Source organism: Lysinibacillus sp. NPDC094403 (assembly GCF_050278745.1).
Taxonomy (GTDB): Bacteria; Bacillota; Bacilli; order Bacillales_A; family Planococcaceae; genus Lysinibacillus.
The window spans coordinates 107,567-129,812 of the sequence record NZ_JBNNTL010000011.1 but is presented as its reverse complement, the minus strand read 5'-3'; the positions used below and the strand labels follow the sequence as shown (position 1 = coordinate 129,812).

Annotated in this window: 23 protein-coding genes, 4 pseudogenes and 1 riboswitch; of the genes and pseudogenes, 23 read left to right on the top strand and 4 right to left on the bottom strand. The window is 37.1% G+C overall.

The window, feature by feature from the left end:
- Nucleotides 1-47: 47 nt before the first annotated feature.
- A riboswitch (glycine riboswitch) is annotated at nt 48-124 on the bottom strand.
- Nucleotides 125-645: 521 nt separating this feature from the next.
- Complete coding sequence (locus tag ACQKMV_RS16415) at nt 646-1,029, bottom strand: rhodanese-like domain-containing protein (RefSeq protein WP_427423120.1); 384 nt, start codon at nt 1,027-1,029, stop codon at nt 646-648.
- Nucleotides 1,030-1,613: 584 nt separating this feature from the next.
- Between ACQKMV_RS16415 and ACQKMV_RS16410 the strand changes: the two genes are divergently transcribed.
- The 5 genes and pseudogenes from ACQKMV_RS16410 to ACQKMV_RS16390 all read left to right on the top strand — a co-directional run.
- Nucleotides 1,614-2,444, top strand: a complete 831-nt coding sequence (locus ACQKMV_RS16410) for a lipoate--protein ligase family protein (RefSeq protein WP_427505237.1) — start codon at nt 1,614-1,616, stop codon at nt 2,442-2,444.
- 201 nt (nt 2,445-2,645) lie between these two features.
- Nucleotides 2,646-3,440, top strand: a pseudogene (locus ACQKMV_RS16405) (ribonucleotide reductase N-terminal alpha domain-containing protein); the annotation flags it as partial.
- 93 nt (nt 3,441-3,533) lie between these two features.
- Nucleotides 3,534-4,415, top strand: coding sequence for an endonuclease domain-containing protein (locus tag ACQKMV_RS16400; RefSeq protein ID WP_427505235.1), 882 nt, complete (start codon nt 3,534-3,536; stop codon nt 4,413-4,415).
- Nucleotides 4,416-4,622: 207 nt separating this feature from the next.
- A pseudogene (locus tag ACQKMV_RS16395) lies at nt 4,623-5,297 on the top strand (hypothetical protein); the annotation flags it as partial.
- Between the two features lie 247 nt (nt 5,298-5,544).
- Nucleotides 5,545-6,672 (top strand): annotated as a pseudogene (locus ACQKMV_RS16390) (ribonucleoside-diphosphate reductase); the annotation flags it as partial.
- Between the two features lie 293 nt (nt 6,673-6,965).
- Here ACQKMV_RS16390 and ACQKMV_RS16385 read toward each other — a convergent pair.
- Nucleotides 6,966-7,877 carry a DNA glycosylase gene (locus ACQKMV_RS16385; RefSeq protein ID WP_427505233.1) on the bottom strand — a complete coding sequence of 304 codons (912 nt, stop codon included), beginning with the start codon at nt 7,875-7,877 and terminating at the stop codon, nt 6,966-6,968.
- 169 nt (nt 7,878-8,046) lie between these two features.
- Between ACQKMV_RS16385 and ACQKMV_RS16380 the strand changes: the two genes are divergently transcribed.
- The 4 genes from ACQKMV_RS16380 (at nt 8,047) to ACQKMV_RS16365 (ending at nt 10,854) form a co-directional block, all read left to right on the top strand.
- On the top strand, nt 8,047-8,760 hold the full coding sequence (locus ACQKMV_RS16380) for a 2OG-Fe(II) oxygenase (protein WP_427505232.1): 714 nt from the start codon (nt 8,047-8,049) through the stop codon (nt 8,758-8,760).
- A gap of 88 nt (nt 8,761-8,848) precedes the next feature.
- Nucleotides 8,849-9,487, top strand: coding sequence for a bifunctional transcriptional activator/DNA repair enzyme AdaA (locus tag ACQKMV_RS16375; protein WP_427505231.1), 639 nt, complete (start codon nt 8,849-8,851; stop codon nt 9,485-9,487).
- Nucleotides 9,471-10,004 (top strand): methylated-DNA--[protein]-cysteine S-methyltransferase, encoded by a 534-nt coding sequence (adaB, locus tag ACQKMV_RS16370; protein WP_427505229.1) that lies wholly within the window; start codon nt 9,471-9,473, stop codon nt 10,002-10,004. The genes ACQKMV_RS16375 and adaB overlap by 17 nt, the downstream gene beginning before the upstream one ends.
- Nucleotides 10,005-10,035: 31 nt before the next feature.
- On the top strand, nt 10,036-10,854 hold the full coding sequence (locus ACQKMV_RS16365; protein ID WP_427505227.1) for a radical SAM protein: 819 nt from the start codon (nt 10,036-10,038) through the stop codon (nt 10,852-10,854).
- A gap of 357 nt (nt 10,855-11,211) precedes the next feature.
- Here ACQKMV_RS16365 and ACQKMV_RS16360 read toward each other — a convergent pair.
- Nucleotides 11,212-11,502: pseudogene (locus ACQKMV_RS16360) on the bottom strand (recombinase family protein); the annotation flags it as partial.
- 426 nt (nt 11,503-11,928) lie between these two features.
- Here ACQKMV_RS16360 and ACQKMV_RS16355 point away from each other — a divergent pair.
- The 5 genes from ACQKMV_RS16355 (at nt 11,929) to ACQKMV_RS16335 (ending at nt 15,268) form a co-directional block, all read left to right on the top strand.
- Nucleotides 11,929-12,369 (top strand): LytTR family DNA-binding domain-containing protein, encoded by a 441-nt coding sequence (locus ACQKMV_RS16355; RefSeq protein ID WP_427505225.1) that lies wholly within the window; start codon nt 11,929-11,931, stop codon nt 12,367-12,369.
- A 10-nt stretch (nt 12,370-12,379) separates the two neighbouring features.
- A complete protein-coding gene (locus ACQKMV_RS16350; RefSeq protein WP_427505224.1) occupies nt 12,380-12,847 on the top strand; it encodes a DUF3021 domain-containing protein in 468 nt (155 codons plus the stop codon).
- Entirely contained in the window at nt 12,837-13,562 is a 726-nt protein-coding gene (locus ACQKMV_RS16345; RefSeq protein WP_427505222.1) for an ABC transporter ATP-binding protein, read from the top strand. The genes ACQKMV_RS16350 and ACQKMV_RS16345 overlap by 11 nt, the downstream gene beginning before the upstream one ends.
- Nucleotides 13,559-14,290, top strand: a complete 732-nt coding sequence (locus ACQKMV_RS16340; RefSeq protein WP_427505221.1) for an ABC transporter permease — start codon at nt 13,559-13,561, stop codon at nt 14,288-14,290. The genes ACQKMV_RS16345 and ACQKMV_RS16340 overlap by 4 nt, the downstream gene beginning before the upstream one ends.
- Before the next feature lie 69 nt (nt 14,291-14,359).
- The gene (locus ACQKMV_RS16335; protein ID WP_427505220.1) at nt 14,360-15,268 is read left to right on the top strand and encodes an NAD(P)H-dependent flavin oxidoreductase; all 909 of its coding nucleotides are present in this window, start codon (nt 14,360-14,362) and stop codon (nt 15,266-15,268) included.
- Between the two features lie 99 nt (nt 15,269-15,367).
- Here ACQKMV_RS16335 and ACQKMV_RS16330 read toward each other — a convergent pair whose 3' ends face one another.
- The gene (locus tag ACQKMV_RS16330) at nt 15,368-16,339 is read right to left on the bottom strand and encodes a DUF1385 domain-containing protein (protein WP_427505219.1); all 972 of its coding nucleotides are present in this window, start codon (nt 16,337-16,339) and stop codon (nt 15,368-15,370) included.
- Between the two features lie 132 nt (nt 16,340-16,471).
- Here ACQKMV_RS16330 and ACQKMV_RS16325 point away from each other — a divergent pair, with 132 nt between their 5' ends.
- The 9 genes from ACQKMV_RS16325 (at nt 16,472) to ACQKMV_RS16285 (ending at nt 22,187) form a co-directional block, all read left to right on the top strand.
- Nucleotides 16,472-16,897 (top strand): hypothetical protein, encoded by a 426-nt coding sequence (locus ACQKMV_RS16325; protein WP_427423105.1) that lies wholly within the window; start codon nt 16,472-16,474, stop codon nt 16,895-16,897.
- Nucleotides 16,898-16,957: 60 nt separating this feature from the next.
- Entirely contained in the window at nt 16,958-17,401 is a 444-nt protein-coding gene (gene aroQ / locus ACQKMV_RS16320; RefSeq protein WP_427505217.1) for a type II 3-dehydroquinate dehydratase, read from the top strand.
- A complete protein-coding gene (locus tag ACQKMV_RS16315; protein WP_427505216.1) occupies nt 17,395-18,456 on the top strand; it encodes a M24 family metallopeptidase in 1,062 nt (353 codons plus the stop codon). The genes aroQ and ACQKMV_RS16315 overlap by 7 nt, the downstream gene beginning before the upstream one ends.
- Before the next feature lie 17 nt (nt 18,457-18,473).
- On the top strand, nt 18,474-19,031 hold the full coding sequence (gene efp, locus ACQKMV_RS16310) for an elongation factor P (protein WP_427505214.1): 558 nt from the start codon (nt 18,474-18,476) through the stop codon (nt 19,029-19,031).
- Between the two features lie 189 nt (nt 19,032-19,220).
- The gene (locus ACQKMV_RS16305) at nt 19,221-20,228 is read left to right on the top strand and encodes an NAD(P)H-dependent flavin oxidoreductase (protein WP_427505213.1); all 1,008 of its coding nucleotides are present in this window, start codon (nt 19,221-19,223) and stop codon (nt 20,226-20,228) included.
- A gap of 297 nt (nt 20,229-20,525) precedes the next feature.
- Nucleotides 20,526-20,735 (top strand): hypothetical protein, encoded by a 210-nt coding sequence (locus ACQKMV_RS16300; protein ID WP_012295089.1) that lies wholly within the window; start codon nt 20,526-20,528, stop codon nt 20,733-20,735.
- A 5-nt stretch (nt 20,736-20,740) separates the two neighbouring features.
- On the top strand, nt 20,741-21,118 hold the full coding sequence (locus tag ACQKMV_RS16295; protein WP_427423100.1) for a hypothetical protein: 378 nt from the start codon (nt 20,741-20,743) through the stop codon (nt 21,116-21,118).
- Nucleotides 21,119-21,130: 12 nt separating this feature from the next.
- Nucleotides 21,131-22,042 (top strand): stage III sporulation protein AE, encoded by a 912-nt coding sequence (locus ACQKMV_RS16290; protein ID WP_427423099.1) that lies wholly within the window; start codon nt 21,131-21,133, stop codon nt 22,040-22,042.
- 1 nt (nt 22,043) lies between these two features.
- Nucleotides 22,044-22,187 (top strand): hypothetical protein, encoded by a 144-nt coding sequence (locus tag ACQKMV_RS16285; protein ID WP_427423098.1) that lies wholly within the window; start codon nt 22,044-22,046, stop codon nt 22,185-22,187.
- Nucleotides 22,188-22,246 lie beyond the last annotated feature (59 nt).

Sequence of the window (22,246 nt, the reverse complement as noted above, 5' to 3'; positions counted from 1 at the left end):
AAAAAAAGAAAACATTCGTGTGGTATAGCTTTCATGATGAAAGTTGATATTACTCCTCTGTCCTTTTGCCTGAGATAGTGAACCCTTCGGCGACGCAAAATGCGCTCTCTCCAGAACTGCTCCTGCTATAGTGTTATCCATAGCATTCATAGCTTGTATTGTATGTCTTAATGACATTATTTTAAGATATTATACATCCTATCAGTGCTTACATAATTATTCAAGGATAAATTTCAGGCATTTTTCAGAAAAAAAGAAGATTGGAGTTCGTCTAGGTAAATTTTTTACGAAAAATAGTATTTTTAGACATATGTTAATATGTGGATGATATTTAATATCTGATATGAAGTGGGCTCATCAGCAAAAGTAGAGGAATGACATTTGTTAAAACGTATGTCATGTACTGTTTTACCTTATTCTTTCCATGCACAATCATGAACTAACTTGTTAGACGTATAACGATTAGTATAATAATAGTAGAAACTCAGAATTTTTTGCGAAAAAGAAACCATCTCATAGTCATTTGAGATGGTTTCTTTCTGTATAAAACAAAGCGACATAGGTAAATATATATAAATTCACTTAGTTTCTAAGTGTGAATTTATTTCATCAGTCACTAGTGTTTTATCGATTTTGTTACATTAATTACTTTTTGGACTTTATTTTACCTGTCCAAGTACGGAAGCCGCCTTGAAGTTGGTAAATTTGGTTGTAGCCACGTTTTTTAAGATAAAGCGCAGCTCGTGAGCTACGGCCTGTATTTTGACAGTATAAATATACTGGTAAATCTGGGCGAATTTCTTTGTAACGTTGACGTAGAGTTGTTGAAGGAACATTACGTGCACCAAGAATGTGACCAGCATCAAATTCTTTTTGCTCACGTACGTCGATAAGTTGTGCTTTACGATAGCCTTCAATAAATTGTTCTTGTGTTAGGTTTGTTACGGCTTTTTTTAGTCGCATGGCATTGATGCCGATATATACAATTACGACTACTAAAATAACACCGATTGTGATAAGTATGTCCAAAATTTTCTTACCCCTTTCTATCTTCTTTATTATTATAAAAGAAGCGCTAGCGATAGTCCAATGAGTTTGATAAAATTAATTACATTGTGGCTAGAATTAATCTATCTATATTTATGGATGTTATTAGTGAAAGGTCACAGAATCATTCCACCACATTCTTAGACTTGGGTGGATGATTACTTCAAAAAAGAATAGAACTAAACGCAGAGTGTCAAAATTTTGAGAAGTATTGTTTTTTGCTCATTACCTAGAGTAGGATGACATTTATTTAAATGCAAAGCCATATATAGGTTGATTGGAGTGTAGGCAGGGAGACTCCTTGGGGATCAGCGATAGGGGAACAAAGGCTAAGAGCATCACATCCTGTGATAACGCCTTCGTGACCAACGTCGTGTTGGCCCGAGACCCTGCGGCGAAGCGAAGCGGCTTATCGGACGCCCCCAGGAAGATTTACTCTGCGCGAAAGCGAAGCGTCAGCGGAAAGTGCCCAGCCGGAACGGTAATCACCCCCTCATTATGGTGATGAGACTTATTTTTGTACACGTTAGCTAATGTTCAATTAAATATTCGTAGGAGATGAAAAAATGACAACTTGGTATTTTATAAATTCAGGGAAATGTAGCCCTTCTTTTAATATGGCTTTAGATGAAGCATTACTTGATTGGCATAGTGAAGGTGTAATTCCACCAGTTATTCGTTTTTATGAATGGGAGCCAGCAACACTTTCGATTGGCTATTTTCAGCAAGCGAAAAGAGATATCAATCTAGAAGCGGTACGAGAACAAGGACTTGGCTTTGTTCGTCGTCCAACAGGTGGTAGAGCTGTTTTACATGAACATGAATTGACATATAGTGTCATTGTTTCTGAAAGCTATCCAGATATGCCTGAATCAGTGACAGAGGCATATAGAGTATTAAGTGAAGGTATATTGCAAGGTTTTCATAATCTAGGAATGGATGCTTATTTTAGTGTACCTGATACAGAAGAACAAAGAGCAGACTTAAAGAAACCAAAAAGCGCAGTTTGCTTTGATGCGCCAAGCTGGTATGAGCTTGTTGTAGAAGGTAAAAAAGTAGCTGGTAGTGCACAAACTCGTCAAAAAGGTGTTATTTTACAGCACGGAGCTATTTTACTTGATTTAGATCAAGAAAAATTATTGTCTGTCTTCAATTTTTCAAGTGAAGAGGCTAAGGACCGGATGCGTAGAAAGATGCCAGAGAAAGCGGTTGCTATCAATAACCTTGTTAAAGAGCCAGTGACTATTGAACAATGTGTGACAGCTTTCCGTGATGGTTTTGCAAAATCGTTGCAAATTGATTTAAAACCATTTACACTTTCTGAGGAGCAATTAGAGTATGTACATGCACTAGAAGATAAAAAATATGCATGTGATGATTGGAACTTCAAAAAATAAAAAAATGGTATAAGAAAAATATTTTTTTATCGTTTATCCCTAGTGATAACAAGCAGTTCGGATTCTATTCGAAATTGCAAGAGTTGCATTGGAAATCTATATATAGTATCTTTTGTAAAGAAACATACACAATATGTAGTGTTTAACGACACATGATATTGTGTATTTATTATGTAAGGCAGAAAAAAGGGAGGCAAAACGATGGTACTCACAAATCATCAACCCGAAGTAAACAAATTTGAACAGTTAAACAAAGATATTGAACAATTTTCACAGGTTCATCCTGTAACACCAGATATGCACATTACGCATAAAGGTGTATCAAGACTTGTGATGATCGATCGCTACTCGTTTAAGGATACGGAGAAGAAAACGTTAAAAGCCGGTGATTTCGTCGTATTAACAGTGAAGGCAGATCCAAAATTCCCTGCACGTGGCTTAGGGACAATCCAAAAGCTTGATATGTCTACAAAAACAGCAGAAATTTTGATTGAGGAAGATTACCGTAGTGCTTTAGATGATCCAAATGAGCAAGAAACAGGTGTCATCACGCGTTCAATTGACGTGCTAGAAAAGCCTCTTGAAATATTTTATGAACAAATCGCAAAACGAAATGCAACAGGGCTTGCTACTGTTGAAAAAACACCAGAGAAACGCCAAGAATGGTTTGAGAAGTTTTATGATCAGCTAGTATCATTGAAATTCATTCCAGCTGGACGAGTTATTTACGGAGCAGGTTCTGAAACAGATGTAACTTTCTTCAACTGTTACGTAATGCCATTTGTAGCAGATTCACGTGAAGGAATAAGTGATCACCGTAAGCAAGTGATGGAAATTATGAGCCGCGGTGGTGGTGTAGGGACAAATGGTTCTACATTGCGTCCACGTAACACTTTAGCACGTGGTGTAAATGGTAAATCATCTGGCTCTGTATCATGGTTAGATGATATTGCGAAGCTGACTCATCTTGTCGAACAAGGTGGAAGCCGCAGAGGTCAACATAATCTAGGTGCTTCTGCGTAAACAAACCTCGTGAATTGCTGGAAACTCTTTAACAGAAATATTGTCACTTTAATCGAGGTGGGAAATATGGATGTTTATGATGCGAAACAGCCACAAACTTGTTTAATATGTGGTTTTACAATAAATCATAATAAGCAAGGATGGTTTACGTCTCATTTAAAAAATGAGCATAACTTAACATTAGATAATTATTTAATATCTTATTTTTATCCAATAGAAATGGTGACCTGCCAATATATTTTATGTAATAAAAAGGTTAAATTGAGGCGAGGTATTCCCAATCAATTTTGTAGTAGAAGCTGTCGAGGAAAAGGTGAGCCTTTAACTTGTGTAATTTGTGGGAAACTTTTCGATGAAAAACATCGGCAGACTAAAACGTGTAGTAAAGAGTGTACAAGTAAGCTTCGATCACAAAATACAGGAAAATGGCATAATGAAATGCCAGATGAACAAAAGAAGGTTCATTTTGAAAATATAATTGCTAAAACAGCTAAAACTAGAAAAATAAATGGAACTCCTTCGTGGAATAGCGGTAAGACAGGGGTTTATAGTAAAGAAACAATCGAAAAAATTCGACAAGCTGCATTAAAACAATTAGAGAGAGAAACATTTAGAAAAACTAGTATTGAAAGAGCTGTAGAGTATTTCTTACTTGAACAATCAATCCCCTACAAATATTCCTTCATATTTGAAGGTGCGCAATTTGATTTTTTACTACTAGGTGCAAATATTCTAATTGAATGTGATGGTGATTTTTGGCATGGAAATCCAAATTTTTATTCTTCTTTTTATGAAGTACAAAAGAGGATAAAAGCCAGGGATATTGAAAAAAATCAAATTGCAGCAGTTCACGGTTACACTTTACTCCGTTTCTGGGAAGATGAGATAAAAAATGATTTTGAAAATGTTAAACAACGCATTATAAATGCACTGCTAGCTACAACGTAACTGGAAACGGTAAGCGTGAATGCTTGAAAATAGCAGTGGGATAAAGACAATCAGCAGCCAAGCCTCTTTCAGAGAGGAAGGTTCAACGACCATCGAAAGCACGCTAAGTTAGCGGAAGTGAGTAGAGTAGGAGTGAAGCCACTCCGAAGTGCGAGGACATCTAATTAGATGTAAGATATGGTCTCAACTTCTATGGTGACATAGAGAGTGGGTGTAGCGAACCCGCGTAAGAAATCGGCACAAATGATTATGCTGGCAGATTGGCATCCTGATATCGTGGAATTTATTATTTCAAAAATGCAAAATCCACGTATTCTGCGTTACCTAATCGAAAATACAACGGATGAAACGATCGTTCGACTAGCAAAAGAAAAATTAAACTTCAAGCCTCTTTCATTCCAAGAGGAAGCTATGTATCAAGGCATTGTAAACTATAAAGGTATTGAAGGCTTAGGCGGTTTTGATACGGCTATTATTCGTGAAGCGGAAAACAAATTACGTGATGGTGGTACTTATACTGTTCACAATCCAGAGTTTTTAACTGGTGCAAATATTTCTGTAACATTAACAAAAGAATTTATGCAAGCTGTGGAAAATGACGCCGAATTCGAGCTTCGCTTCCCAGCAGTTGAAGAATATACAAAAGAAGAAATGAACGTTTACAACACTGAATGGCATAAAGTTGGAGATGTGCGCGAATGGGAGAAAATGGGCTATAAAGTACGCACATACCGTACGATTAAAGCGAAGGAATTATGGAATTTAATCAACGTTTGTGCAACATACTCTGCAGAGCCAGGTATTTTCTTCATCGACAATGCCAATGACATGACAAATGCAAAAGCTTATGGTCAAAGCGTTGTAGCGACAAATCCGTGTGGTGGACTTCGCCTCACGTTAAAAATTGCGGGATAAAGCGGGAAGGCTGAGAATGCTAATCCGAACCGAAGGCTAAAGGTAAAACTTCAGTCAGGGGCAACGCATACCCGGTGATCCTACCTAGTAGACTATAATCCGGGCACGAGACCGCAACATTACAGAAAGTAGTGTAATGAAAATGTATGCTGAACTTACAGGAATTGAACTGTAAGAACTAGAGGATAAAAAGCCTTTAGGATAACAATAATTGGAACAACCACTTGCACCATATTCTGTGTGTAACTTAGCAGCTGTGAACTTAGCACAGTTTGCGAATAAAGAAAATCAAACAATTGATTTCGAAGCACTACGTGAAACAGTTCGTGTTGGTGTTCGTATGCAGGATAATGTAATTGATGCTACACCATACTTCTTAGAAGAAAACCGTGTACAAGCTCTTGGTGAGCGTCGTGTTGGCTTGGGCGTAATGGGCTTAGCGGATTTATTAATTTATTGTGAAAAAGAATATGGCTCAGAAGCTGGTAATGAGTTAGTCGATCAAATCTTTAAAACGATTGCTGAGACTGCGTATGAGGCTTCAACAGAGCTTGCAAAAGAGCGTGGTAGCTTCCCATTCCTTGTAGGAGCAACAGAGGAAGAGACAGCACGTTTACGTAAAGCATTTACTGAAACAGGCTTTATGCAAAAAATGCCTGCTCACATTAAAGAGCAAATTTTAGCAACAGGTATTCGCAACTCGCATTTACTAACAGTAGCTCCAACTGGTTCTACTGGTACGATGGTTGGCGTGGCAACTGGTCTTGAGCCATACTTCTCGTTCACATATTACCGTTCAGGTCGTTTAGGTAAATTCATCGAGGTGAAAGCAGAGATCGTACAAGAGTATTTAGAACGTCATCCAGAAGTAAATGAGAATGACCTTCCTGAATGGTTTGTAACGGCGATGGAGTTAAAACCAGAGGCGCATGCTGATGTACAATGTATCATCCAAAAATGGATTGATTCATCTATTTCAAAAACTGTAAACGCACCAAAAGGTTATACAGTACAACAAGTTGAAAAAGTATATGAGCGCTTATATAAAGGCGGCGCTAAAGGTGGTACGGTCTATGTAGATGGTAGCCGTGACTCTCAAGTACTGACACTGAAAGCTGAAGAAAATGATATGGATCAACTATCATTTGAAGAAGAATTAGTAGAAGAGCCAACAAAACGTCCTGTTGTGTTAGTAGATACAATTCAAGCATTAGAATCGACAACAGTAATTGGTTCAGATGTAGGTAATACTTGTCCAGTATGCCGTAAAGGAACTGTTGAGGAAATCGGCGGCTGTAATACATGTACAAACTGTACTGCACAGTTAAAATGTGGCCTATAAAATAATGAAATAGGGTTTATTGTGAATTTAAAACAAAATTGCGATGTTTAAAATAAAGTCGCAAAGCTTTGCCCCTTTGGATATGACTATCTAAAGGGGTGTTTTTGTGTCGAAAAGAAAAAGAATATCTAATATCGATAAGTGGATTAAAGAGGGTCGAGGAACTGGCAGTGGGACAGATTATCAGCCTTGGCTTAAATTTCAAGATCTTTCCTCCTTAGGTCGGTCAACAAGATTGGTTTTAAAGTTCATTCTCTTTTAATTGAGTACATACCGGTTTAAGTTGTAATTATTCAGTATAGGACACGCCATAAATAAAAGGTAGCGTATGATTCCCAGTTTTTCCACGGCAACGATATTTCTAAGATTTCATCTTTCGTAGGCTTTCGATCCATATTACGTAATATTTTTATCGAATTAATAAGACCCACATCATCGATTGGGAAAGCTGTCTGGAACCTGAGACAGCGCATTAGAACATAATTGGCTGTCCAAGGGCCGATTCCTCGTATTTTAATTAAGTTTTTTTCAGCATCTTTAAAGTTCATATTCATTAATTTTTCCCTCGATAATTCTCCACTTGCCATTAATTTGGCAATTCCGATGATATATTCACTTTTTTTTACCGTCATTTTAATATCTGCTAGGTCGGTAGGTGTTAACTGAGCAATTCGTTCGTACGATGGGAACACCCAATACTTTTTGCCATTCCATTCGATGGAATCACCAAATCCTTCTACAAATTGCTTCTTTAAGGCGTACGCGAAGGCTAAGTTAATTTGTTGCCCTAAAACTCCCCAACATAAAGCTTCAAATAAATGGGGAATGCCTATAACTCGCAATCCATAGAATTTTTGGGCAGGCATTTTAAGTAATGGATCTGCCTTTGCCATTTCATAAAATGGCGTTAAATCGTTATCAAGATCAAACCATTCATGAATATATTTTACAATCTCTTCCCGTTGCCACTTTTCAATAGGTCTAGAATCATTTAGGAATTGAACTACCATTTGTTTATTATTAATTACGCTTATCTGTACTAAGGCCCGATATTCCCCAATGGCTATAACTTTTGTAATGATATCGTTCTCTATTTCATACAAGCATTCATTTTTTTCCCTTGTTAGATAGCTTAGGTTTGCATTCATATCGAAATTTTCAGGTAATGTAATTGCAATAACATCATTGACTTCATGCCATGTCACTTTTTCATTCTCCTCATCTTAATACGATTTTCTATTGCAATTTTACTTTATCACATAATAATCTTTACTAATTTTGTTATCTTGCTATTACATTCTAAACACCTTATTTTTTTCTATTTATGAGGTTATAGTGTTAGTTATCAAGAATGCTAAATAGGGGTGGATAAAAATGGTCCAAGATATAAAAACACGTATCGAAAACTTAAATTGGGATTCAATTCAATATGAATTAGATGAGCAAGGATTTGCAAAGCTTCCAGCAATTTTAACAAAAGAGGAATGTGAATTCTTTATTGAATTGTATCGTGAGGAAGAGTCATACAGAACGACAATCAATATGACGAGATATCGCCTTGGGAATGGGGAGTACAAATATTTTTCCTATCCATTACCTGAAATCATCCAAAGTTTAAGAGAGTCCTTTTATTCAGAATTGGCCAAAACAGCCAATCGATGGTTGGGTTATTTAAAGAAAACAGAACAGTTTCCAGATCATCTTCAAGATTTTTTGAACACCTGTGAAGAATATGAACAAACTAGACCGACACCTTTAATATTAAAGTATGAAACATTCGGGTTTAATTGTTTGCATCAAGATTTATATGGCGACATTTTTTTCCCGTTTCAAGTAGTATTTGTATTAAATCAACGAGATAAAGACTTTTGCGGTGGAGAATCTCTATTAGTGGAACAAATTCCACGTGCTCAGAGTAGGGGACATGTAATTACTTTAGAACAAGGCAGTGCGCTGATTTTTCCTACTAACCATAGACCTGTTCTAGGTAAAAAAGGATATTACAAAAATACGGTTCGTCACGGAGTAAGCACGGTTACTTCTGGAGAACGGTACGGACTTGGAATCATTTTTCACGATTCAAAATAAAAATTATACTTCAATATCTTGCTATTCTATTCCCAGAATTGTACATTCTGAATTTATAGAGAATATATTGTAATGAGAGGTGAGATAAATGCCAGATAGTATCAATAACGGACATAAAGAGAGCTATGATCATAGAATTTTGAATGATATAGAAATGATAACAGATGATAAGTGGCAAGCAATTATAAATAATGATGCAGCGTACAATAATCAATTTTTCTACGCTGTAAAGTCGACAGGGATATTCTGTAAACCATCCTGTAAATCTCGCGTTCCGAAAAAAGAAAATGTATGCATTTTTTCAAACGCAGAACAAGCCCTCCGCGCAAATTTTCGTCCTTGTAAACGTTGCAAGCCCACTAATGAAAATCTGCCTGATAGCGAGTGGGTTGATGTAATTACTGAATACATTGATAAAAATTTCACAGAAAAATTAACGCTAGAATCGTTAGCAAATATTTGTCATGGGAGCCCCTATCATATGCATCGAACATTTAAAAAGATTAAAGGCATTACGCCGGTTGAGTATATACAACAAGTTAGAGTACACGCTGCTAAAAAGTATTTGATTCAGACAAATAAAGCGATTGGAGATATAGCCATATGTGTGGGTATGGCTAACACGCCTTATTTTATTACTTTATTTAAAAAGAAAACTGGACAGACACCAGCACAATTTCGTCAAATGAATAAAATGGAGGAAAAGTACAATGGAAACAAAGAATAAACCAACCCTTTATTGGTCTTTACTAAAGTTAAAGGATTGGAATTTTTATATTGCTTCAACTTCAAAGGGGCTTGTGTTTGTAGGTTCACAGAACAAACCATTCGAGGAATTGTTCGAATGGGCTAAGAAACGCTTTCCAGGAAGTCCTCTTGTTGAAGATAATGAAAAGCTTGAACCCTATGTCGTTGAAATCACTCAGTATTTAGAAGGAGAACGGAGAACCTTTACTGTTCCATTTGAGTACGTAGGTACGCAATTTCAGCTAGCAGTCTGGAATGCACTTTGTGAAATTCCTTATGGACAGATGAAATCATATTCCGACATTGCAAATGCTATAAATAAACCAGCAGCTGTTCGTGCTGTAGGAGCGGCTATTGGGGCTAATCCGGTATTAATTACTGTACCGTGCCATCGTGTAATTGGAAAGAATGGCTCGTTAACTGGCTATCGGGGCGGATTAGAAATGAAGACACTGCTCCTAGATCTGGAACAGCAAGCTTCATCTAGCAATGAGTAATTAATGCCGTACAATGAAAGGAGGTTCCGTCATGAAAAGTGAATTATTCTATAAAAATCCGAAAACCATTCTGAATAAAGGGACTGGCTTTCTTTCTGGATATACTCATTCACTAAATCCTTATACAGGCTGTTCATTTGGGTGTTCCTATTGTTATGTACGTCAAATGCCTGTATCTCTTTTTCGAGAAGGGGAATGGGGAAATTGGGTCGATGTTAAAAAAGGAGCTGCGAATTTATTAAAAAAGGAGCTTCATCGCGCCAAAGCCAAAGGGAATGTAACCATTTTTATGTCATCAAGTACAGACCCATATCAACCAATAGAGCATAAGGAAAAAGTGACACGATCTTTACTAGAAGTTATGGTAGAAGATCCCCCTGACTTCCTATTAGTACAGACTAGAAGCCCACTTGTAAGTCGAGATATCGATTTGCTGCAACATTTTAAAGATAAAGTTCGAGTAAGTATGACTATTGAAACAGATTCGGAAACGATACGTAAACATTTTACTCCAAAGGCACCCCCAATCCAGGCGCGCTTTAAGACATTGGGAAAATTAGCAGCTGCGGGAATACCGACCCAAGTTGCTATAGCACCCATCTTACCGAGTGGGGAATATTTTCCCGAGAAATTGAAGCCATTCGTCGATCGGATATGTATCGATGACTACTTCATGGGCGATGGCAGTGGTGGAAAACGCACAAGAAAACTTGGTATTGAGAAAAAGTATGCCCAACTAGGTTTAGAAGATTGGTATGGACCACAAGCAATTGAAAAAGTATATAACCGATTTATTGAAATCTTTCCGGAAAATCACGTTTTTGTGAGCCAGGCTGGGTTTGAGCCGTAAAAAAATAGGCAGTGTTTGTATGTATAAAGATAATGAGAAAAGTGCTGAAAATAGAATGATGAAATTTTAGATTATTATGATATTTAATTAGTTCTTTATAAATTGTCGTGGAGATGGAATTAGAAGAGATTTTATCTAAAGCAGATATTTTGTCTATCCATGTCCCCCTAATTAATAGCCCTTGGGTTCTCACAAGTGCTACTACCAGGTGAAGGAGGATATATGAAATCACAAGAGGCTTTAAAAAATGGGATATCTATTCCAGAGCCTATTTATAAATACCTCAAAGGTTAAAAAAAGTAGTGAATTTCAAAAAACTAAGGTTGCTCACTGAGAGTGTTAAGATGACTTTGATCCAATTCGAGGTTGGTATTTCCCTTCCTTTTTCGCTAAACCAATTCCTTCACGTTGACGCATTCGAATTAGATCACGCTCTAACGGATTTACTCTAACTATGACCGTCATTAAAAATTGGCTATATGGATTATTTTCTGATATTTCTAACCATGTGTTTTTCGAGGACTTTAAGTTCGCCTTCTTTTGTTTAATGTAATCTACTAATTCAAATAGATCTTTCGTGCTGCGAGTAAGGTCCGTAACAAAAATGATAACACCTTGTTGGAGGATTTCTAACATTTTTTGCAACTTCGGTCAATCTTTCGTCGCTCAAGACAGTTCCCTTCAAAGATAATGTCCAAGAATCTTGTGAAGGGTACGATTGTGAAGGACACGGGTAGAAAGTGATCAAACTTTTTTATATAACCGATATTTAAATCGTCTGGATAAGAATCCATTTTGAGCAATCTTTCAAAATGGATTTTTTTATTATCGTAAAATACTGGTTGTGGGGTATTTTTGATCAAACTTTATTCCAAACCAACATCTATCTCGTCAACAAGACGGACAGGTACTTTTTTTCTTCATTTAGATAAACTCCAGCTACGGAAGTTTCCCATCTTTAGGGGGGATGGATGTCTAAACCACTTATCCCATATAAACGACCAGTCGTCGAAAATCCATTTACATAAATAGATGAAAATTTTATAGTGAAAACAATGAAAGGACTGTGATGATATGAAGGTAGAAGTGTCGATTGACCCGACATGCAAAGAGCCGAAAGTTACTATTCACACAGATAAAATAACCGATGAAATAGAGAATCTTATGCAGTGTATCGCTTCTGCAGAAATGAATACATTATCGGTCTTATCACATAGAGGTGTTGAGTTTATTAACTGTGGGGACATTGTGCGCATTTATACGGAGCACAAGAAAGTTTTCGTTCAAACGATGGTTGGTATTTACAATGTACGCTTTCGCTTGTACGAGCTTGAAGAAAAGCTTAATACACAGATGTTTGTACGTATTTCAAATGCTGAAATTGTCAATCGAAATAAGATTATACATATGGACATTAGCAAAACAGGAACAATCGGGGTTGAGCTAAAAGGTGGAATTAAAACATACGCTTCAAGGCGCTATGTAACAAAAATTAAGAAGCAATTAGGGTTATGAGGTGAAAAGCGTGCGAAAAGACTTACTAAATCGTATTATAGGTGGATTTGTCATTGGTGTTGTACTAGGGCAAGTAGTGCAATTCTTTGTATCAATGGGGATAGCGCAAGGAAATTACGCTTGGGTAGTTCCTGAATTTCGAGTGTTATTTACAAATGAAATAATCGCAATTATTACTCAAGTTTTGTTGACTGGTTTAATCGGGATAACTTTCGCTTTAGCTGCACTATTTTTTGAAATTGCTAGATGGGGGATGCTGAAGCAGTATATTGTACATTTTTTTGTAACGGCAATTATTTGGATACCCATTGTGATGATTTTATGGATGCCGAAAACGGTGGCCAATGTTTGTTCCTTATTAGCAAGTTTCTTAGGAACTTATGTCGTGACATGGCTAACTCAATATAAGCTTTCAAAGCGTGATATAGAAAAAATCAATGAAATGCTAATAGAGAGAGGTGAGGTACATGACAATTGAAATTAAGGATTTAACAAAGCAGTATAAGGAACATGTAGTAGTGGATCAGTTATCTTTAAATATAAAAATGGGAGAATTCTTTGCTCTTCTCGGTCAAAATGCAGCCGGGAAGACGACAACGATTAAAATGCTTTGTGGACTTTTATCACCAACAGCTGGAGACGCCCTTTTGGATGGTGAAAGTATTGTTCATCATCAAGTCGCTGCTAAAAAGAAATTAAATATTTCTCCTCAGGAAACAGCAGTTGCACCGAATTTGACGGTATTAGAAAATTTGCTATTAATGGGCCGAATTTATGGGTGTTCAAAAACAGAGGCACAAAAACGAGCGAGTGCACAAATGAATGTATTTGGCTTGACACCTCGTCAGTCTAGTAAAGCCAAAACGTTATCGGGTGGCTATATGCGTCGACTAAGTGTTGCGATGGCTATGATGTCTAATCCGAAAATACTTTTTTTAGATGAACCGACATTAGGTATGGATGTACGTGCACGCCGCGATTTATGGAAAATACTAAATCAGTTAAAAGGGCAGGTAACAATTGTTTTAACGACTCACTATTTAGAAGAGGTCGAGATGTTGGCTGATCGTGTAGGAATTATGCATAGAGGGAGATTACGTGCTCTCGGTACAATCCAGCAATTAATGCATGAAACAAAAAAGAGTTCTTTGGAAGATGTATTTTTAGAGCTTACAGAGGAGGAGTCGCTTTGAAGGCAAGTGTATTTGCATCAAGAAATCATAAGGAAATAGTACGTGATCCATTAACACTCATTTTTGGCATGGCCTTACCAATGCTTCTAATGTGGATATTTTCTGTCATGCAAAAAAATATGCCGTTTGCATTATATGAGATTAGTAATCTCACACCAGGTGTTATTGTTTTCAGTTTCTCATTTCTTACTCTTTTTTCTGGCATGTTACTCGGCAAGGATAAAAGCTCATCCTTTTTAATGCGGATATTTGCTTCTCCTATGTCGGCAAGCGATTATATATTGGGCTATGTACTGCCTCTACTACCAATAGCATTTTTGCAAATTATTTTCTGTTTACTCATTGCAGTATTATTAGGCTTGTCCTTAAATATATCTGTCCTTTTAATGGTAGGCGTACTTATTGTAATTTCGTTATTGTATATAGGGTTTGGTTTATTACTTGGAACAATTTTTACCGACAAGCAGGTAGGAGGTATTTTTGCAATATTTGTCAATTTGTCTACATGGTTTAGTGGTACATGGTTTGATCCTGACATGATAGGTGGTACATTTCAATCTATCACTCAATTTTTGCCATTTGTCCATGCTGTTAATGCAGCACGTGCAGTAGTAAGTGGAGCATATTCGGATGTTTTCCATCCACTTGCTATCGTTTTAGGTTATACGGTCTTTATTTTTATTATCGCTACCCTATTATTTCAACGTAAGATGCGAGGACAGAACTAAAATTTGAATTTAACTAGTAGGATTTTCAGGAAATCTCTCGAAATATTTAAGTATAAAGGGGGAGAGTGAATGACTAGTTTACCAATTATAGTAGCTCCGATGTTTTTAGTTTCTAACCCCAAGATGGTTATTGAAGCTAGTAGAGCAGGGGCTATCGGTTCTTTTCCATTATTAAATGCAAGACCCGCTTCGGCATGTGCTGAGTGGCTTGAAGAAATAAAAAAGGCGCTACCTACTGAGCAATGGGCAGTCAACTTTATATGTCACCCTGTAGCGAATACACGTTTTGAGGAAGATTTACAGTTAATTGAACAATTCCAGCCACCAATTGTCATTACTTCATTAGGTAATCCAAAGAGAGTTATAGACGTTGTCCACGGCTATGGAGGGAAGGTCTATGCAGATGTTGCGAACGTCAAGCATGCTAAAAAGTCTGCTGCTACAGGTGTAGACGGTCTAATCCTTGTTTGTGCAGGAGCTGGTGGGCATGGTGGACAACTGAATCCATTTGGCTTTGTCTCTGCGGTAAAGAAATTCTTTACGGGTACAATCGTTTTATCAGGCTCCATCTCTAGCGGTGCAGACGTATTAGCTGCTCAAATAATGGGAGCAGACTATGCCTATATGGGTACTCGTTTTTTAGCTTGTGATGAAGGAAATGCACCTGAAGAGTACAAAAATATGGTGATTGAAAGTGATACCTCTGATATTTTATATACCGATGCTTTTAGCGGTGTCCATGTTAATGTATTAATTCCATCCTTATTGAAGGAGGGCATTGATCCAGCGACATTGAAGCCAAGAGAGGACATTGATTTAACACATCTCGTGAATGTCAAGGCATGGCGAGATATTTGGTCTGCCGGACATGGCATTACTAATATTGTCAAACGAGAGTCCGTTCGTGAAATACTCATAACGTTGGGAGCAGAGTACGAGGAAGCAAAGCAACAACTAAATTCTGTACAGTCATTTTAAAAACTATAAAAAAGGGCAAGTCCAACCAAATGCAGTTGGGCTTGCCTTTTAACTTCTTTCCGATTCCGGACGCAATTATGCCGAGGCATAATTGATTTTTTAATCATGATTCAATGTAGCTGCGATTTCTGGTTGTTGTTCAACTTGAAGCAGCATATTGAAGGATGCGATGGCTACTTCTACTTGATCATCTTTAGGCTCACGTGTAGTCAGTAATTGTAGCCATAAGCCTGGATAGCCAAGGAAGCGTAACACTGGGATATTACGGCATGCATTTGTAGCTTGAAGTACTTCAAATGATATCCCAAGAACAACTGGAATTAATAGGATACGGTCCAAGAGGCGTAACCAAAGTGGATCAGTTGGCACGAAGAAATATAAAAACATACCTACAAACACAGTGAACAGCATAAAACTACTACCGCAACGATAGTGTAAGCGTGATTGTGCTTGAACATTTTCCACTGTTATGTCCATACCAGATTCATAGCAATTAATAACTTTATGTTCTGCACCATGATATTGGAAGACTCGTTTAATAATAGGTGTTAAAGATATAAAGTATAAATAGGTAAGCAGTAAAAATAGCTTAATGCCACTTTCAAGTAAAATTTGGCCGGTTTTGCCCTCTATCCATTTAGAGAAAAAGTCCGCAATAAATACTGGAATTAATGTAAAGGCGAATTTGCCAAATAAAAAGGAAAGAATACCTACAACGGCAACTCCTAAAATCATTTGTAGTTTAGAGCCTTCCTCTTTATGTTCTTCTTCCTCGCCGGGTGAAACGTCGTAACGGTCCCCTGAAAATTGCATATGACGAGAGCCTAAACCAGCTGATTCAATCAGTGCTACAACGCCTCGTACTAATGGAATTTTTTTAAGCTTTTTTAAAATTGGATTTTGAACTTTTTTATAATGATAATAATCAATGGAATCATCGTTACGGCGAATGGCAGTAATCGTATGTTCCTTTCCTCCGAACATTACACCCTCTAATTGTGCTTGTCCCCCGTAAACAGGTGAATTGCTCAAGGCTAACACCACTCTCTTTATATATTTCAACTGTACCATTGTACTAAATTTAGTGAAAAACCTCTAGAGTTACGCATAGTAAAATTTCTATATGGCTACACTAATCGTACAATTTAGGAAATGATTAACGTTAGAAAAGTAAATTCGTGGTACAAAGTTAGGAGGATTTTTTTGAAAGTCGCTAGTATAACATCGCTCGTCAGTGCACTTGTTTTAACTTTGTGTTTAAAGGGACTTCAATATTTTCAACTCATTAAATGGAATCCAATAGGTTTTTATAAGAAGTGGGATTTATTTGAAGGTAGCTCAAAACTATTCCAATGGAGCTTTCTCATCCTAGTCTTATTTCTAATTGGATTTTTTTTATTTATTACGTTGAGATATGTCTATATTATCCCGGCAATTCTATCTTCTTTTTTGCTCGGCCTTATTTTTTCAATCACATTAGAATGGATTGTTCTTGATTTACCTTTGCAATCTTCTTCTTTTAAAAAACTATCGATACCTTTCATAGTCATTGTTATTTGTCTTTTACGTTTCTTGCTTGAAACTGCGAATTTTCATCAGAAGGAGCACACAGCACAAAAAGGAAATTAGTTGCTGTCTGCGCCTTCTGTGATAAAATAATTTCAAGTACATAGAAAGAGGCGAATATGCGTGAAGTTATTATGTTTGAATGGACCTAACTTAAATCGACTAGGTAAACGAGAGCCACATATTTATGGTTATGAGACATTAGAAGATGTGAAAAAAAATGTTCAGAATCTTGCGGCGTCTTTAGGTGCCACTGTCGAGTTTCGTCAATCAAATCATGAGGGGATACTCGTTGATTGGGTGCATGAAGCAGAAGACAAAAAATATGATGGTATTATTTTTAATCCTGGTGCATATACCCATACAAGCATAGCGTTACATGACGCAATTGCAGGAATCTCTGTGCCGGTTATAGAAGTACATATTTCAAATATCCATAAACGTGAGGCTTTCCGTCATCATTCCTATCTTGCTCCGGCATGCCTTGGTCAAATCTGTGGACTAGGTACGAAAGGCTATGAACTGGCACTACGCACATTTATCGAGAGGGAGAATGGATTATGTTGAAATTACAAAAGCTTCGTAAGGCACTTCAAGAACAAAATATCGATGGCATTTTAATTACGAACGAGTACAATCGTCGTTATATGACTGGTTTTACAGGGACAGCAGGCGTAGCGATTGTGTCTCAAAATGATGCTGTGTTTATCACAGATTTTCGTTATACAGAGCAAGCGGCTGCGCAAGTGCAGGACTTCCGAATTGTAAAGCATGAGGCCACAATCATCGAAGAAATTGCGACGCAAGTAAACAACATGGGCATCAAATTATTGGGCTTTGAGAAAGATACTGTTAACTTTGGCACATATGAGCTGTATAAAAGAAAAATTCAAGCTGATTTAGTACCGATTTCTGGGCTAATTGAAAAAATTCGCTTGATTAAGACGCAACAAGAGATTAATATTATTAAGGTTGCGTGTGAAATTGCTGATCACGCATTTACACATATCTTAAACTTCATCAAGCCCGGTAAAACAGAGCTTGAGGTTTCGAATGAATTAGAATTTTTCATGCGTAAACAAGGAGCGACTCAGTCTTCGTTTGATATAATTGTTGCGTCTGGTCTCCGCTCAGCTTTACCACATGGCGTTGCAACGAATAAAGTGATTGAAAAAGGCGACTTTGTCACATTAGACTACGGAGCACTATACAATGGCTATATCTCGGATATTACACGTACTGTGGCAGTTGATGAGCCATCTGAAAAACTAGTGGATATGTACAACGCAGTACTTGGTTCTCAACTTTTAGCACTTGAAAAAGTTGGCCCTGGTTTAACAGGGATCCAAGCAGATGCGATTGCACGTAACTACTTAACAGAAAAAGGCTATGGCGAGGCATTTGGTCATTCGTTAGGACACGGGATTGGTCTTGAAGTACATGAAAGTCCTGGTTTATCGATGCGTTCAGAAACGGTGCTAGAGCCAGGTATGGCCGTAACAATTGAACCAGGAGTTTATTTACCAGGAATCGGTGGTGTACGTATCGAGGACGATATTTTAATCACAGAGAACGGTAATGAACTGCTAACTCATTCGTCGAAAGAACTTATTATTTTATAAACTATGGAGGAACACAAATGATTTCAGTAAACGATTTCCGTACAGGTCTAACAATTATTGTGGATGGCCAATTATATCGCGTGTTAGATTTCCAACACGTTAAACCAGGTAAAGGTGCTGCGTTCGTACGCTCTAAACTACGTAACCTACGTAACGGTTCAGTAAATGAAAAAACTTTCCGTGCTGGTGAGAAAGTTGAAAAAGCACAAATTGATAACCGTAAAATGCAATACCTTTATGCACAAGGTGATGAGCATGTTTTCATGGACTTAGAATCATATGAGCAAACTGAACTTTCTTCAGCTTCAATTGAATATGAATTAAAATTCCTAAAAGAAAACATGGAAGTGCATATCCAATCATACCAAGGTGAAATGTTAGGTGTTGAATTACCAAACACTGTTGAACTAGAAGTAACAGAAACAGAGCCAGGTATTAAAGGTGATACAGCTTCTGGTGGTACAAAACCTGCAACACTTGAAACAGGTCTTATTGTACAAGTGCCATTCTTTGTTAACCAAGGTGACATGTTAGTTATCAATACAACAGAAAGTTCTTACGTTTCTCGTGCGTAATGAATAAAAACATCCAACCTACTCTTTTCTAACAAAAGGGTAGGTTTTTTTACATATAAAGCAATCGAATTTTGTGACAATAGATAGAGGAATAGCAGCTTTTTTACTAGTATAAAAAGTGGTTTCTATCATTTGGGATATGGTCATTTTTGGAAGAGTTGCTTACAATTAAAGTAAGGAGTGAATGCTATGCTACAATCAACTTTTGAAATATCAACCTCAATTATTCAAGCACCAATGGCTGGTGTAACTACGCCGAAATTTGTGGCTGCCTGTGCAGAGGCAGGTATCTTGGGCTCAATTGGAGCGGGCTATTTAGATGGGGAAAAAACGAAAAGTTTTATTCAAGAAGTTAAACAGCTAACGAAAATGCCGTTTGCAGTTAACTTATTTGTACAGGAAGAGGCACGTATTGATATCGATGTTCTTCAAAAAGCTCGAATGGCTTTACAACCGTTTTATGATGAACTCGGACTTTCACCTGTACAAAGCGTCATGTCCAAGGAAGTATTTGAAGGACAAGTACAAGCTGTTCTTGATGAAAACGTAGCCATTTGTTCCTTTACATTTGGCATTCCTTCAGCAGATGTCATTCAACGTTTAAAGGACAACAATGTTTATGTTATTGGTACAGCTACTACATTAGAAGAAGCAAAGAGTGTAGAACAAGCAGGGCTGCACGCTGTTGTCCTTCAGGGTGGGGAAGCTGGCGGTCATCGTGGTTCATTCACTGAACCTATGCAATTAATAGATTTGCATGATTTACTTCAGCAAGTAGTAGGACAAATTTCTATACCTATAATTGCTGCTGGAGGTATTGTGACAAAGGAAGATGTAAACAAAGCACTAGCAATGGGTGCACAAGCAGTTCAAATCGGTACAGCCTTATTAGTAGCAGATGAGTGTGAAATTTCACCTCTCTATAAAAATGCCGTGCTTCAATCGAAAGCACAGCAGACGACGATTACTCGTGCCTTTTCTGGTAAACCAGCAAGAGGCCTAGCGAATGGTTTCACGGAACGTATGAAGGATGCTACTGTGGCACCATATCCCTTGCAAAATGATCTAACTACAACGATTCGTAAAGAAAGTGCAAAACAAGGCAATGCCGAATACTTATCGATGTGGATGGGTGAAAATAGCCATTTAGTGAAACAAACAGGCTCTGTGAAAAGCATCGTGGAAAAATTATTTTAACAGGCGTGTTGATTAGGGAAAAATAGGTTTATTATTGAGCGATAAAAGGATTTATTGTTATTTCGCTAGTACATTTCCATTTTAACTGATTGTAGCGTAGGGCTACTCGACTTCCGCGGGAAAGCGAGTAGCCCGAAGCGGAAATCAGAGCCTTCAAATTAATCAGGGTGGATAAAAATGGTTAACCAACACAATTGTTACTTTAATTTATAAATAACTTAGATCTCTATACGTATGTATAGAGGTCTTTTTTTTTTGCTAGCAACATATATTGCTGTACACGAGGGGGCGTATGAAATGGAATTACAAGACGTATTAAGAGTCGCTGGGGTGGGACTAGTAGTTGCGCTTCTTCATGTCTTCTTTGATCAAACAGGAAAGAAAGAATTTTCATTTTTCCTATTTTTCATTGCCTACTTATATATGACAGCGGAATTACTGCGATTTTTACGTCTATTTTTCAATGAAATCCTTACATTCTTTCAATGGCTAACCTCATCCGGGTAGTGTAAATGGAAATTGTCATCGTAGCTGTTGTCATGCTGCTTCTATTATTGCTTATTAAAGAAGTCATACAGCCACTCCATGCGCTAATTAGTGTAATGTTTTCGTTTTTGCTGTTCGGTATGTTGTTCTCGACACTCCTCTTGCCATTCATTAAGCAATTGCTTGAGACGTTAGCTTTTTTGCCTTATGCGAAAGCCATTGTGGTAAGCGCTAGTCTTTTTTATGTAGGTCAATGGGTGTCTATTTTACTTGTAGAACAAAATTATAAAGTACTCGGGCATATTGTCTATGATGGGATCAAGATTGTAATTTTGTTGTACTGGTTTAAGGAATTTTTGGCTGTTTTACAGGAGGTGTCTGCCATTTTACAACGGCTAAACTAAGGGGCGAAGACATTGCTAGAGCAAATATTTTCGTTTTTAACTGATCCATTCTTTCTATTGCTCAAGATGACGCTTATTTTGTGTGGATACGTCATTATTATTTTGATTGTCAATATGATATTACCAGAATTTGAAAAAGGGACAAGGATACTTTTTTTTCTTATTGTACTTGCAACAATAGGACCTGTCGTTGTGAATTCGTTTAAATTAATCGACGAAATAGCACAGGGACTTGCTCATTTATTTACTGCTTTTTATCCTATTCTTACTTCAAGCTTTCTTTTATCAAGCAGTATAACAGCAATTGCTTCTTGGCAGCCTTTTTTACTTTTTTTTGTACAAGTCTTAACGATTATTAGTAGTAAATGGCTCATTCCTGGAGTACTTTTTTCCATTGTTTTTGATGTCAGCAGTGTCATTGTTAAAGAAATTTCGTTTACGAGAATTGCTGAAATGATTCGTTTTACCATTATGAGTATCGTCTCGGCATCTGTTATTTGTTACATCATTTTAATGTCGGCGAGTGGTGTTGCTGTGTTTACTGTCAGCGCAGCTGTTTCAGAGCCTGTGAAGAAATTAATAGAGGAAAATATTCCGGTTGTTGGCTCCTTTATAGTAGATAGTTTTTCGATGTTCCAGCATATGACACAATTTTCTTCTTCTATTAGTAGTATATCTGCGTTTATAGCGGTTATTACCGTGTCGTTCATTCCGACCGTTCAGCTTGTTGTCAGTGCTTATTCGTTGAAACTGTTAGCTGCTATTTTAGAGCCAATTGCCTTTGATGATATTTGTAGACTACTAGATCATATTAGTAAATCCCTATTTACATTATGTGCAGTATCGTTTCTAATTGCTTTTTCATTTATGTTTTCTTGTTTATTCCTCATTGTTTTTGTGCAAGTTATGGCTGGGGGGAGATAGATTGATTCTTTTATTGGCATTGCTCTTTATCTGTCAGATATTTGTGTTTCTAACAGAAGATAAAGAAATAATTTCACTTACAAAGCTTGTTATTACGTTAGTATTTTTGCAATTGCTATTAAAGATTCCATTTATCAATTCATAGGAGGAAACAAGCGTACATACACTTGAAAAAGAGAAGATGAAAGGAGGCAATGTACAAGT

What these genes read in the sequence shown, in the direction of transcription:
- ACQKMV_RS16295 (WP_427423100.1), top strand. Translation starts at nt 20,741, where the DNA reads ATGGAAATTGTCATCGTAGCTGTTGTCATGCTGCTTCTATTATTGCTT.
- ACQKMV_RS16335 (WP_427505220.1), top strand. Translation starts at nt 14,360, where the DNA reads ATGACTAGTTTACCAATTATAGTAGCTCCGATGTTTTTAGTTTCTAAC.
- ACQKMV_RS16330 (WP_427505219.1), bottom strand. Translation starts at nt 16,339, where the DNA reads ATGGTACAGTTGAAATATATAAAGAGAGTGGTGTTAGCCTTGAGCAAT.
- ACQKMV_RS16400 (WP_427505235.1), top strand. Translation starts at nt 3,534, where the DNA reads ATGGATGTTTATGATGCGAAACAGCCACAAACTTGTTTAATATGTGGT.
- ACQKMV_RS16345 (WP_427505222.1), top strand. Translation starts at nt 12,837, where the DNA reads ATGACAATTGAAATTAAGGATTTAACAAAGCAGTATAAGGAACATGTA.
- ACQKMV_RS16355 (WP_427505225.1), top strand. Translation starts at nt 11,929, where the DNA reads ATGAAGGTAGAAGTGTCGATTGACCCGACATGCAAAGAGCCGAAAGTT.
- adaB (WP_427505229.1), top strand. Translation starts at nt 9,471, where the DNA reads ATGGAAACAAAGAATAAACCAACCCTTTATTGGTCTTTACTAAAGTTA.
- ACQKMV_RS16305 (WP_427505213.1), top strand. Translation starts at nt 19,221, where the DNA reads ATGCTACAATCAACTTTTGAAATATCAACCTCAATTATTCAAGCACCA.
- ACQKMV_RS16375 (WP_427505231.1), top strand. Translation starts at nt 8,849, where the DNA reads ATGCCAGATAGTATCAATAACGGACATAAAGAGAGCTATGATCATAGA.
- ACQKMV_RS16410 (WP_427505237.1), top strand. Translation starts at nt 1,614, where the DNA reads ATGACAACTTGGTATTTTATAAATTCAGGGAAATGTAGCCCTTCTTTT.
- ACQKMV_RS16315 (WP_427505216.1), top strand. Translation starts at nt 17,395, where the DNA reads ATGTTGAAATTACAAAAGCTTCGTAAGGCACTTCAAGAACAAAATATC.
- ACQKMV_RS16300 (WP_012295089.1), top strand. Translation starts at nt 20,526, where the DNA reads ATGGAATTACAAGACGTATTAAGAGTCGCTGGGGTGGGACTAGTAGTT.
- ACQKMV_RS16380 (WP_427505232.1), top strand. Translation starts at nt 8,047, where the DNA reads ATGGTCCAAGATATAAAAACACGTATCGAAAACTTAAATTGGGATTCA.
- ACQKMV_RS16365 (WP_427505227.1), top strand. Translation starts at nt 10,036, where the DNA reads ATGAAAAGTGAATTATTCTATAAAAATCCGAAAACCATTCTGAATAAA.
- efp (WP_427505214.1), top strand. Translation starts at nt 18,474, where the DNA reads ATGATTTCAGTAAACGATTTCCGTACAGGTCTAACAATTATTGTGGAT.